The organism is Mucilaginibacter lutimaris (assembly GCF_042676625.1).
Lineage (GTDB): Bacteria > Bacteroidota > Bacteroidia > Sphingobacteriales > Sphingobacteriaceae > Mucilaginibacter > Mucilaginibacter lutimaris.
In genome coordinates, this window is the sequence record NZ_JBHTIA010000012.1 from 56034 (window position 1) to 68695 (window position 12662).

Below are 12662 nucleotides of genomic sequence, written 5' to 3' on the forward strand. Positions count from 1 at the left end.
TCTTGTTATAATGGGTTATTATTATTTTGTTGGTGTAGCCGGTTTTTTATCAACCACCGGGCGGGCATCGCGGTTAGCAAGTTCCCAACCGGTGTAGAATGCAAGTTGCGCACGCTTAACCAGTAACGGGAAGTTAATTTTGCTTACTTCGTCGCCAAGGCCGTGGTAGTCGGCATGTACACCGTTAAAGTAGAAAATGATCGGTACGCCATGCTTAGCAAAGTTGTAATGGTCCGAACGGTAATAGAACTGGTTAGGATCGTTAGGATCATCGTACTTGTAATCCAGTTTCATTTTAGTGTAGTTGTTATTAGCAGCTTCACCAATGTTATGCAGGTCCGTGCTCAGCATTGCCGAACCAATAGAGTATACATAGTTTGCAGAGTCAGGCTTGTTGATATACTCTTCACCAACACGGCCAATCATATCAATATTAAGGTCGGCAATAGTATTTTCTAATGGATAAACCGGATGATCTGTATACCACTCAGAGCCTAACAAACCTTTTTCTTCGCCAACGTTACCTAAGAACAATACGCTGCGGCGCGGGCCTTTACCATCTTTTTGCGCTTTAGAAAATGCACGTGCAATTTCTAGTATACCGGTAGTACCAGAACCATCATCATCGGCACCGTTGTTTACTTTATCTTTCGCGTTAGGATCAGGGTTTAAACCAATGTGATCGTAGTGAGCAGAGAATACCAAAACCTCATTTTTGAGTTTAGCATCTTTACCCGGCATAAAACCTAATACGTCAACCGCTTTAACGTCTTTAGTTGTAGCAGTAATGGTAACATCAGCGGCAGTTTTAACAACCTGCGATTGTTTAGCGGTTTTAGCAGCCTCTTTAAGCTCGGCAAATGTTTTACCAGTTGCTTTTAACGCTGCATCAGCTACAGCGCCGTTTACAATAAATAATGGAGCAGCAGTATTTTTTGCTGCATCGGCACCTGTTTTCTTAATTGATATCTGGCCGCTACCACTTGGGTTTACACCTTTAAAACGTGCAAGCACAGTTGCAACGCCCTCATTAGCCGCTAATATTAACAGAGGCTTTTTTTCCTGCATGGCTTTTACTATAGCCCTGCGGCCTTCTGTCATACGGTAGCTTGTATTTGGCGTTTTACCGGCTTCGGGTTTGTCTTCGTTTATCCAAAGCACAACTTTACCTGTAATATCAACACCTGCAAGCTCGTCAGCAGTACCATACCCAACAAATACGATGTCGGCAGCGTTTACTTTAGCATCAGTAGAACCCTGGTAAACAAAATCTTTCCAGTTGGTAAAAGCCTGGCCACCGATGGTTAAAGGAGTTAGGGTAACAGAGTTTTGGGTTAAGGGTACATCCAAAAAGTACGAGCCGTTTACAGGTGCCTGCAGGCCTAATCTTTTAAACTCGGCAGCGATGTAGTTGGCGGCCTTTTCGGCACCGGGCTTGCCGGTTTCGCGGCCTTCAAACTCGTCTGATGCCAGGATGCTCAGGTGTTTTTTAGCATCCGTAACGTTAATAATGTTACCGTACTTAAGCGCGGTAGGGTTTTGCTGGGCACAGGCCGCGGCGCTGAACGCCAAACCTGTGATCAATACTGATAATTTCTTCATTTAAATTGTTTGTAATAAATTAATGTTGGTTAGCAGCCAATTTTGTTAACGCGGGTGGCATGGCGTCCGCCTTCAAATTCTTCTGTTAAAAAAATCTCTATTATTTGCTTAGCCTCGTCAATAGAAACATGGCGGGCAGGGATACAAAGCACATTAGCATCATTATGGGTGCGGGCAGGAACGGCAACCTCCGGTTTCCAGCACAATGCCGCGCGAATCCCCTGGTGTTTATTAGCCGTCATGGCTACGCCGTTGGCACTGCCGCAAAGCAGGAAACCAAAATCGGCCTCGCCTTTTTCAACAGCGGTGGCAACAAGATGGGCAAAATCGGGGTAATCGGCCGACTCGGATGAGTAAGTGCCAAAATCGTTAAAGGTAATGTCATCAAACATGCCCAGTATGGCCTGCTTGTAATCAAACCCTGCATGGTCGGCACCAATAGCTATAGTCAACCCTTTTTTCATCAGCTCAAATTTAAAATTTAATTGTGTTGCCGAAGGTAAAGATTTTGTTAGAATTCGTAAGGATAGTGTAGGGATTTAATAATATCGAATAATGAATTTCGAATAGCGAATAATGAAGTGGGATTTTAGTCGTGATAACCAAACAGCCCAAACGCAAAATGATGAATGTGAACTTCGGCATCCGAAATTCAACATTCATCACTTGATATCTATTAATAAGTTATAGTGCTGCTTCGCGTGCTGCCCGGCGTTTGTCTACCACGGCTGCAACAAGGATACCTACTTCATAAAGAATAAATAGAGGGATACTTACTACGGTCATGGTCATCATATCAGGCGTTGGGGTTACCACCGCTGCTATAATTAAAATTATAACTACCGCATAACGCCTTGTTTCGCGCATAAATTTCGCATTCAGGATGCCTAATGATGATAGTACGTAAACGATGATCGGCAACTCAAATACTATCCCGGTGGCCAGTGTTAAAGTGGCTACTGATGACAAGTAAGAATCGACGGAAAATTTATTCTCTATCTGCGAACTAACAGTAAAGCCGGAAAGAAAATTTATCGACTCGGGTGTGATAACATAATAGCCAAATAACACACCAAGAAGAAATAAAAAGGACGCATAGATAACAAATCCTGATGCGGCTTTACGTTCCTTTTCGTGCAGGGCCGGTCTTATAAAGCGCCATAGTTCCCAAAGCAGATAAGGGAACCCAAGGGTTATACCAATAAGCAGCGCGGAGTTAATCATAAGTGTAAACTGCCCCGCCATTTCGGTATTCAGCAGGCTTACGTTTATCTTATTGATACAAAAACCGTCGCGGTGCAGATAATCGCCCAGTTTACAGAGCATCCTATAGGTCCAGAAGCTTGGCTTACTTGGGCCCATGATGATGGTATCAAATATAAAATCGTAAAAGTAAAAGGCAGCGCAGGTAAAAATAACAATCGCAATAGCCGCACGTACCAGGTGCCACCGAAGGGCCTCGAGGTGATCGAAGAACGACATTTCGGCCTCCATGGTCTGGCCTTTTTCCTTTATTGCTTTTATCAGTTTGTTATCGCTCATTGCCTTATTACCGCACTATTAACGCCGGAAACCTAATTACGTTGTATTAACCCGCTAAGATTGATTAAATATTAATATTGGAACGTTTCCATGAATTTGGTGGTAAAATTACCCGCACGGAAGTTAGGATCCTGCAATAATTTTAAATGGAAAGGAATGGTAGTTTTAACACCCTCAATAACAAATTCGCTTAATGCACGCTCCATGGTTGCCAAAGCCTCATCGCGGGTTTGGGCCATGCAGATCACCTTAGCGATCATCGAGTCGTAGTTTGGCGGGATAACGTAGCCGCTGTAAACGTGTGTATCAACACGCACGCCATGGCCACCCGGCGAATGGAAGTTTGTTATTTTACCCGGCGACGGGCGGAAGTTATTTGCAGGGTCTTCGGCATTGATACGGCACTCTATGGCATGCATAGTTGGCTCGTAGTTTTTACCCGAGATTGGGATACCTGCTGCAACTTTTATCTGTTCTTTTATAAGGTCGAAGTTGATCACCTCTTCGGTAACCGGGTGCTCTACCTGGATGCGGGTGTTCATTTCCATAAAGTAGAAGTTGCGGTCTTTATCAACCAAAAACTCTACCGTACCGGCACCTTCATATTTAACGGCTTTGGCACCTTTAATAGCAGCCTCGCCCATTTTTTTACGCAGCTTTTCTGTCATAAAAGGCGATGGCGCTTCTTCTACCAGTTTCTGGTGGCGGCGCTGTATAGAGCAATCGCGCTCAGATAAATGGCAAACTTTGCCGTACTGGTCGCCCACTACCTGTATTTCGATGTGGCGCGGGTCCTGTACGTATTTTTCAAGATATAAGCCGTCGTTACCAAATGCCGCGCCCGATTCGGCACGTGCGCTATCCCAGGCGTTCTCAAATTCATCGTCTTTCCAAACAATGCGCATACCACGGCCACCACCACCGGCGGTAGCTTTAAGTATTACGGGGTAACCTACTTTGTTGGCAAGGGTAATGCCTTGTTTAACACTATCAAGCAAACCATCAGAACCGGGCACAATTGGTACGCCGGCCTTTTTCATGGTTTCTTTAGCAGAGGCCTTATCGCCCATTTTATTGATCTGATCTGCAGTAGCGCCAATAAATTTGATACCATACTCGGCACAAATGGCAGAGAACTTTGCATTCTCAGATAAAAAGCCATATCCAGGATGTATCGCATCAGCATTGGTCAATTCTGCAGCTGATATGATGTTGGGGATATTAAGGTATGAGTCGCGGCTTGGTGGGGGGCCTATACAAACAGCTTCATCTGCAAAACGCACATGCAGGCTATCACGATCGGCGGTAGAGTATACAGCTACGGTTTTAATGCCCATTTCTTTACAGGTGCGAATAACTCGCAAGGCAATTTCTCCCCGGTTAGCTATTAATATTTTTTTAAACATGGCGGTTTTAGTTATTAGTTGACCGGTTAATTAGTTGATTAGGTTTTGCGGCTAATCTTATTGGGTTGACCAATCACTAATCAACCAATCACAAATCAACTTATTTCGGTTCTACTAAAAATAAAGGCTGGTCGTATTCAACCGGTGATGCGTTATCTACCAAAACTTTAACAATACGGCCCGATACCTCAGACTCTATCTCGTTAAATAATTTCATGGCTTCGATAATACAAAGTACAGTGCCGGTGCTTATTTCATCGCCCACGTTAACAAACAAAGGTTTGTCTGGAGATGACGAGCGGTAGAAGGTACCGATCATTGGCGACCTTACGGTGATCAGGTTAGAAGCATCTGCAACCGGGGCAGCTTCTGCAGCAGCAGGTGCCGATGGCGCAGCCACAGGCAGGCTTGGTTGCGGCGCAGCAGCCGCAGCAAGTGGCTGTGGTGCCGGTATAGAAGCGTTTACATAGGTAGGCGCTTCGTTGGTTTTTATAGTGATCTTAAAATTTTCCTGCTCGATCGATACTTCGTTTACGCCCGATTTTGAAACAAAGCGTATTAGATCCTGAATCTGTTTAATATCCATAATAAGCGATAATTGGTTTTGGATAAAAGTATTTATAAATATGCAAATATGCGGATGTGCAAATATGCAGATGATTTAAAGTGAATTAGTTATTTAACACGTACAATTTTAAGATGTTTTAATTAAAAATCTGCATATCAGCACATTTAAAATATAAACATCATTAATAAGCCCATTTTAAATAGATAGAGCCCCAGGTAAACCCGCCGCCAAAGGCCGCTAAAATAAGGTTATCCCCTTTTTTAAATTTGCTCTCCCACTCCCATAAACACAGCGGAATTGTGCCGTTTGTTGTGTTGCCGTAACGCTCGATGTTTACAATAACCTTATCAGCAGTTATGCCGGTACGGCTTGCAGTAGCATCAATAATGCGTTTATTGGCCTGGTGAGGTACCAACCATGCAACGTCATCGGCAGTAAGGCTGTTGCGGTCCATTACCTCGGCGGCAACTTCGGCCATATTGGTAACGGCAAATTTAAATACCGCCTGGCCTTCTTGGTAGGCGTAGTGCTCTTTATTGGCAACGGTTTCCTGCGTAGCGGGGCTAACAGAACCACCCGATTTTTGGAACAGATACTGTGCACCTGCGCCGTCGCTCTTTAAAACCGAATCCATAATGCCGTAACCTTCGGTATTAGGTTCAAGCAATGCGCAACCGCAGCCATCGCCAAAGATGATACAAGTGGCACGGTCTTCGTAATTAATAATGGCCGACATCTTATCGCCCCCTACAACCAAAACCTTGGTATGCTTACCGCTCTCGATAAACTGCGCGCCGGTAGCCAGGCCAAAAATAAAGCCCGAGCATGCCGCCTGAAGGTCATACCCCCAGGCATTCTTAGCGCCAATTTTATTTGCAAGTATGTTTGCCGTAGCCGGGAATGGCATATCCGGCGTGGTGGTACAAAAAATGATCAGGTCAATTTCTTCGGCGCTGATGCCGCGCTTTTTAAGCAAGCCTTCTACAGCCGGTACAGCCATATCTGATGTGCCCAGGCCCTGGCCCTTTAGTATTCTGCGCTCTTTGATGCCGGTACGGCTGGTTATCCACTCATCGTTGGTGTCAACCATTGTTTCCAGCTCCTGGTTGGTTAAAACATACTCGGGTACGTAACCATTTACAGCGGTAATAGCAGCATGAATTTTGCTCATTCTATATTTTTTTACTGAAAAGCCAGTTTAATTTTTTCTATCAGATTGGTTTCGATCATGTTTCTTGACAGCAGCACCATGTTCTTGATAGCCTCGGGGCTTGATATGCCGTGGCCTACAACAACAGGCGCATTAACCCCAAGTATAGGGCTTCCGCCGTATTGCTCGTAGTTAAAGCGGTCAAAAAATTCGTCTTTTAATCTTTTCTTAAGGGTAATAACGTAAAAAGATTCGGCAAGTTTAAGAATTACGTTGCCTGTAAAACCGTCGCAAACAACAACATCGTTATTGTCTTCAAACAAATCGCGCCCCTCTACATTACCAACAAAGTTAAACAGTTTGGTATCTTTCATTAAGGGGTACGTAGCCAGCGAAAGCATGTTCCCTTTCTCCTCTTCTTCGCCAATGTTCATCAGCGCAACGCGAGGGTTAGGAATACCGTAAACACTTTCGGCAAGCAGGCTGCCTAAAATACCAAATTGCAAAAGCACATCGGGCTTGCAATCGGCATTGGCGCCAACATCCAAAATAATACCCAAACCACCTTTAAGCTTGGGTACAATGGTTGTCATGGCCGGGCGTATTACGCCTGGTATGGTTTTTACGCTGAACATACTGCCCACCAGCATAGCACCGGTATTGCCGGCTGAAGAAAACGCCTGTATATGGCCGTCCTTCAACATTTTAAACCCAACGGCAATGCTGCTGTCGGGCTTTTGTACAATGGCCTTGGTAGGGTGTTCGCCCATGCCAATAACCTCGGTTGTGTGTACAAACTCGAAGTTATCGGGGCTAAAATTATTTTCCTGAAGAATACTGAGGGCTACTTCCTTGTCGCCAATAAGCACAAGTTTTTGCCCGGCATCTAAAACTTTATAAGCTTCAATTGCCCCTAAAACTGCTGCCTTGGGGGCGAAATCACCGCCCATAATATCTAAGCCAATCTTCATTTTCAGAAAATTAAACTTAAACTGCTACTGCTTTCTCAATAAGGATTTTTCCGTTGAAGTAAACGTTACCATCAACAGTGTAAGCGCGGTGAGGCAAGTGTACCGCACCAGTAGTTTGGCAAGTAGTTAAAGTAGGCGCTTCGGCTTTGTAGTGCGTTCTGCGTTTATCTCTTCTTGATTTTGAAATTTTCCGTTTTGGATGTGCCATAACTTTTAGTTATTATATTATTTTAATTTTTTGAGAGCTTCCCATCTCGGGTCGGTGCTCTCGGTTTGTTCATCATTTGCGGCAAGCTTATTAAGGTTTGCCAGCATTTCCTCGTCACACTGTTTACCATCGCCCTGGTTGCTGCAGTTTGCAATAAACGGCAGGGCAACGTTCACATATTCATATATCAGCCCGGCAATATCAATCTCGTGATCGTTTTTGCCGAGGGTAATTATCTCGTCATCTTCGCCCATTTCCTCTTCGGTAAAGCGGGCTATCTGCTGTTCGTGAATGTTCACGGGTTGCTGGTATTCACTTAAACACCTGTCGCAGGTGGCCGTTACTGTGCCGGTAATGTCAAAGTTCAGTATAAGCATTGTCTCCTGCTTATCCAGCTCCAACTTACAAACAAGGTTGGCTTTCTTCACCAGCGAATACTCAAACTCGGCAAAAAATGCATCGTTTATTTCGTATTCAAAATAATGCTTGCCCAGCTTTAAGCCGGTAAAAGGTATTGAATATGTCTTTAGCGATTTCAATGAGCAACAATTAGCCCGCAAATGTAGGTAAATTTTCTAAATCAGGAAAGTGTTTTTTTTAATTGGATTTTAGGTTATTAACAGGGGAGGTGAAAGCTAAAAGGCGAAAGCTAAAAGGTAAGATTTTAGGCCCGGAAACAACGCAATTCTCTGTTCCCTCCTTGGGGAGGGGCGCGTTGGATGGTGCAATGGCAGGGAGGGGTTTAGGCGCCATATTTTTCTCGCGCAGAAACCCCTCCCTAACCCTCCCCGGGGAGGGGATTAAACTACTGTCGGCTTTTTTTGCGCTTATAAATTGAGCCTGTTGTTAAGCGTTAACTAGGTAAGTTGAGCGGTTGGTGCCTTGCCAAATTTTTTTTTGAACGAGTGCGAGAAGTGCGACAAGCTTTCGAACCCCAGTTCGAGGTAAATGGCCGACGGTTTTTGGTGTTTGTGCTCTATAAGGTGGCGGGCCTCATTCAGCCGTTTGTCTTGCAGCCACTGGCGGGGCGGTACGCCGAAGGCTTTTTGAAAATCGCGCTTAAAGGCTGCCAGGCTGCGCCCGGTGAGCTGTGCAAATTTTTCGACCGGAACGTTGAACCTAAAATTGGTGAGCATAAACTTTTCAAGATCTATCTTATGTGGCTCTGAAAAGCCGAACAGGAAACTGCGAAGCCCCGGCATAGCATTCAGCAATAGCTTTACACCTTCTTTTACTTTCAGCATACCCATCTCCTCGGTTAAAACAGCCGACAAACTCCGTACATACGGAATGATTGATTGAAAGTAACCCCGCAGAAATTCGTTAGTGGGGATGAGTATATTAGGCGGGCCAATGTATTTAAGGCCCGCTTCAATATGTTCCTCTAAGGCTATCTTGCGCAGCAGATCCTCCTGCAGGGATATGATGATGGTTTCATAGTTTCCGCCGGGCAACGGAGTTTTGGTGAGGGTGCCCAGCTGGTTTTTGCCTATCAGCAGCATTTCACCGGCAGTCATGGAAATGGTTTGGCCTGCAGTTTCCATAGTAAACTGCCCCGAAACCTGTAATACAAGGGTATGGTTGTTCCAAAAACACACCTTCTCTTTTCGCTCGGCAGATAGATAACCATAAAATATAACACCCGGAAGAATCTCTGCTGGATTTGTCATTAGCGCTCTAAGTAGGTGCCGCCTAAAATAGCCCCCGGTGCAAAAGTAGTGTTTAGGGTGTTCAACTCGTCGGCCGTAAACGTAATTTCCATAGCTGCCATGTTCTCCGGAAGGCGCGACCTGCGGCTCATACTCACCAACGGCATTATATGATCTCCCTGCGCATTTACCCATGCAATGGCCAGTTGCGTAGGTGTAGCATTCTTATCTTTGGCCAGTTGTTTCAGCACTTCAACCTTCTCTAAGTTTTTAACCAGGTTATCGCCCTGAAAGCGCGAGAAATGGCTGTGATAGTCGTTTGCCGCAAGCGGAGCCTTCATTTCTCCCGTCAGCAAACCTTCGGCGGTATTGGCAAATGCTACAACCGTTATGCCGAGTTCTTTGGCTGCCGGTAAAAGTTTACTCTCTATCTGCCGGTCGGCTAACGAATAACCTATCTCCAACGCGCTGATAGGATGAACGGCATTTGCTTTACGCAGCTTGTCGGCGGTGATCTCTGATACACCAACATAGCGCACCTTGCCTTCTTTTACCAGGTCGGCAACTGTACCAATGATGTCTTCTACCGGCACGCTGTTATCCATGCGGCTGGGTTGATACAGGTCTATCGTTTCGATACCCAAACGGGTGAGCGAGTAATTGATAAAGTTTTTGATGGCGATGGGGCGCAGGTCTAACCCCAGCCACTGGCCGTTATGAAAGATAGCACCAAATTTAACGCTGATAAAAGCATCATCGCGCCGCCCCTTAATGGCCTTACCTATCAGCATTTCGTTATGGCCGGCGCCGTAAAAGTCGCCGGTATTTAAAAAATTGATGCCACTGTCTAAAGCTTGCTGTATGGTTGCGATGCTTTCGTTTTCATCAGGCGTTGGGCCGCCCCATATGGATGACATGCGCATACAACCCAGGCCCAGTTTAGAAACAAGCGGGCCATTTTGGCTTAGTTGAATTTTCTCTATGTTTTTCATAACACAAAGATGAACACTTGCCAGGCTTTAAGGTTTCTTAAGAGGCTCAAATAACTTGCTTGTGCGGTTCAATAATATGGCTTAACTTTTCTATCACATCCCCTCTTCCATCAACAAAATATTAAACTTATGCCCATCAGGGTCTGCGAAACCGCAACCGTAGTAGCCATTATTGTCGCGGCCTGCCGGTTGAAAGATGCTACCGCCTGCGGCTTTAACGTTTTCTTCCCAGCCTTTTACTTCCTGTTCGGTATCTGCCGAAAGGGTAAAAATGATCTCGTTGGTTGAGCCGGCACTTAAGAAATCGTTTATCTGCGAGCCTTTTTCAAAAAAGTGTATAACAAAGTTATCGTCGCCAAAGGCAAAACTTGCCAGTTTTGGGTAATTGTTTGTATTGTTTGGCTTAAAGCCCAGTTGGGTATAAAACTTATTGGTACGTGCAGCGTCTTCTACGCAAAAGTTCGCCCAGATCTTTTTTGCTTTCATTATTCGGGTTGTTGGTTAGTAGCAATACAACAATAGGTTGATTGCTATAGTTTTACTCCCTGCACAACCGCTCCAACAACTTTTCATGCTGCGGGTAGTGCTTCAGCAACTCGTCCTTTCCGGCCATTTCAAATTCGGCGAAGTCGAAGCCGGGGGCTACGGCGCAGCTTACCAGGGTAAAGCCTGTGGCAGCAGGTAGCTCGGCCGCGAACCAGGTATGTGGCGGGATAACGGCTTGCAGGCTGCCGGTATCGGTGTCGCTTAGTTCTATGGTGGTGTGGTTACCCTCGCTGTCCAGCACGTGGATGTGTAGCGGCGCACCTTTGTGAAAGTACCAAAGCTCGTCGGACGCCAGGCGGTGGAAGCCCGAGAAGTCGCTCCCCTCCAGCAGGTAATAAATAGAGGTACAGGCCTGTTTGGGGGCAACAGCCCCGGCACGTGTAACCTCGTTAACCGAACGGAAAACTTCTTTGTAATAACCACCCTCGGGGTGTGGTCGCAGTTGCAGGTGGTTTATCCAGTATTGGGCGTTGGCGGGCATGGCTTTGGTAATTAAGCCCACAATATAAGGCGAAAGCGGGCCGAAAAAAAGTGTAAAGCTACGGCAGGATCAATAGCTAAAACAGGGTGTCCCATTCTGTCCCGTTTTTTGGAAAGTGGGACACCCCTTCTAAAATTAACAATCAATTGAATTAAAGAATATTCTGTATTTTACATCAAGAAATACTTCAATTGAAATTGAAATTTGCAATTTATTAATTATTTGAAAGTCAATGGGTTGTGATTTTAAATGTAGTGTGTCTCATTTAGTGGGACACCCCGGGAATTGTGCTTGGTTAAGCCTGTCGTATCAGATCTTCAGCCTTACGTTTATCTTCTGTAACAGGCCGGTTAGCCACACCATCACAAAGGAAAAGATGATGCATTTGATAAGCCCGCCGGTGCCCTGGTCAAAATATTGGGGGTAACCCAGGTCCGTCATCTGGTAAAGGGGGTAAAACAAAAACGGCAACAGGTAACAGGTAAAGGTATTGGTACCCGCGGGCTCTATCACCTTAAACCAACTAAACTTGTGCTTAAAATCTACCAAAAAGATGAAGAAGGCATACACTACCAGGCTAATCCCGGTGCAGATAAGCACCCATGACGGGGTGTCGCGTGCTTTGGAAATGCCGCCGCTAAAGTATCGCACAATAAAGCCGAGGTTAAATAATATTACCGCCATTAGCACCATGGCTACCCAAAGCATTTTAAGCTGTTTGGTTTCGTTAAGGCGCATATATAGTACCGATACAAAAACCCCGGCCATGGTAAAAGCCTGCATGGCGCCGTTGCCGGCTATCCACATGTATTTTTGAATGGGGCTCAAAAAGTTAAGCATCCCAAAGTGGAAATCGATATTGAAGAACATGAAGAAGATCCACGCCGCGGCCTGGATCCACAGCGCCCCGTTACTATAATAATATATAAACGCACACACCAGGTACGACCACCCTATGAGCCCCAATATGCCCCACCAGGTAAGGTGCAACCAGGGGTGGGCAGGGTCGGTACTTTTATAAACCACACATACGGCTATCAGCAGCGCTATACCAAACCCCTGGAAAAGGTATTGCCGCAGTTTGGAGGTGGTTTTGCTGTAATCTAAAAAAATAAAGAAGAAGCTAAAGGTGGCCAGGCTATCCCAAACGGGTTTTGGCAGCACGGTGGTGGCATCGTTATAGGTTTCCATATTGGCGTGAAAGAAACCGATAAATATAAGTGCGAATGAGCGGGTGATGATGCGCAGCGGGAGTTTTGCATCCTCGTTATAAAGGCGCTTTTTAAACGCGTGTGGTATAGAGAGGCCTACTATAAATAAGAAGGCGGGGAAGATGGTATCGGCAAGTCCTAAAGCGTCGGCATTTATATCTGCATGTTTAAGCCACTCGGGGGTATTTGGCACACCATCCAGATCGTTCACAAAGATCATCAGGAACATGGTAACCGCACGAAACGCATCAATTGACCTGATGCGGTTAATTAAATTACTCATTAAACAGGGAAATGTTTTTTAGCGATAAATGTTTTAATCTAACGGCAATTATT

Annotated in this window: 14 protein-coding genes; all 14 read right to left on the bottom strand. The window is 45.3% G+C overall.

Annotation, left to right across the window (positions count from 1 at the left end; all coding sequences use genetic code 11):
- Positions 1-21: 21 nt before the first annotated feature.
- Positions 22-1602: a M28 family peptidase gene (locus ACFQZI_RS15195; protein ID WP_377143909.1), complete on the bottom strand. Its 1581-nt coding sequence runs from the start codon at positions 1600-1602 to the stop codon at positions 22-24.
- Between the two features lie 29 nt (positions 1603-1631).
- A complete protein-coding gene (gene rpiB / locus ACFQZI_RS15200) occupies positions 1632-2066 on the bottom strand; it encodes a ribose 5-phosphate isomerase B (RefSeq protein ID WP_377143911.1) in 435 nt (144 codons plus the stop codon).
- 220 nt (positions 2067-2286) lie between these two features.
- On the bottom strand, positions 2287-3144 hold the full coding sequence (gene tatC / locus ACFQZI_RS15205) for a twin-arginine translocase subunit TatC (RefSeq protein ID WP_377143913.1): 858 nt from the start codon (positions 3142-3144) through the stop codon (positions 2287-2289).
- Positions 3145-3215: 71 nt separating this feature from the next.
- A complete protein-coding gene (gene accC, locus ACFQZI_RS15210) occupies positions 3216-4550 on the bottom strand; it encodes an acetyl-CoA carboxylase biotin carboxylase subunit (protein WP_377143914.1) in 1335 nt (444 codons plus the stop codon).
- A 100-nt stretch (positions 4551-4650) separates the two neighbouring features.
- Positions 4651-5136 carry an acetyl-CoA carboxylase biotin carboxyl carrier protein gene (accB, locus tag ACFQZI_RS15215; protein ID WP_377143916.1) on the bottom strand — a complete coding sequence of 162 codons (486 nt, stop codon included), beginning with the start codon at positions 5134-5136 and terminating at the stop codon, positions 4651-4653.
- A gap of 163 nt (positions 5137-5299) precedes the next feature.
- On the bottom strand, positions 5300-6289 hold the full coding sequence (locus ACFQZI_RS15220) for a beta-ketoacyl-ACP synthase III (RefSeq protein WP_377143918.1): 990 nt from the start codon (positions 6287-6289) through the stop codon (positions 5300-5302).
- Between the two features lie 11 nt (positions 6290-6300).
- Positions 6301-7239 (bottom strand): phosphate acyltransferase PlsX, encoded by a 939-nt coding sequence (gene plsX, locus ACFQZI_RS15225; RefSeq protein WP_377143920.1) that lies wholly within the window; start codon positions 7237-7239, stop codon positions 6301-6303.
- Positions 7240-7255: 16 nt separating this feature from the next.
- Positions 7256-7447 carry a 50S ribosomal protein L32 gene (gene rpmF, locus ACFQZI_RS15230; protein WP_082855913.1) on the bottom strand — a complete coding sequence of 64 codons (192 nt, stop codon included), beginning with the start codon at positions 7445-7447 and terminating at the stop codon, positions 7256-7258.
- A gap of 17 nt (positions 7448-7464) precedes the next feature.
- Positions 7465-7986, bottom strand: coding sequence for a YceD family protein (locus ACFQZI_RS15235; protein WP_377143923.1), 522 nt, complete (start codon positions 7984-7986; stop codon positions 7465-7467).
- A gap of 318 nt (positions 7987-8304) precedes the next feature.
- Entirely contained in the window at positions 8305-9117 is an 813-nt protein-coding gene (locus ACFQZI_RS15240; RefSeq protein WP_377143925.1) for a helix-turn-helix domain-containing protein, read from the bottom strand.
- Positions 9117-10088 carry an aldo/keto reductase gene (locus tag ACFQZI_RS15245; protein WP_377143927.1) on the bottom strand — a complete coding sequence of 324 codons (972 nt, stop codon included), beginning with the start codon at positions 10086-10088 and terminating at the stop codon, positions 9117-9119. Before ACFQZI_RS15245 ends, ACFQZI_RS15240 begins: the two co-directional genes overlap by 1 nt.
- Before the next feature lie 93 nt (positions 10089-10181).
- Positions 10182-10574 (bottom strand): VOC family protein, encoded by a 393-nt coding sequence (locus ACFQZI_RS15250; protein ID WP_377143928.1) that lies wholly within the window; start codon positions 10572-10574, stop codon positions 10182-10184.
- Positions 10575-10626: 52 nt separating this feature from the next.
- Positions 10627-11115: a cupin domain-containing protein gene (locus tag ACFQZI_RS15255; protein ID WP_377143930.1), complete on the bottom strand. Its 489-nt coding sequence runs from the start codon at positions 11113-11115 to the stop codon at positions 10627-10629.
- A 309-nt stretch (positions 11116-11424) separates the two neighbouring features.
- Entirely contained in the window at positions 11425-12609 is a 1185-nt protein-coding gene (locus ACFQZI_RS15260) for a DUF5009 domain-containing protein (protein WP_377143932.1), read from the bottom strand.
- Positions 12610-12662 lie beyond the last annotated feature (53 nt).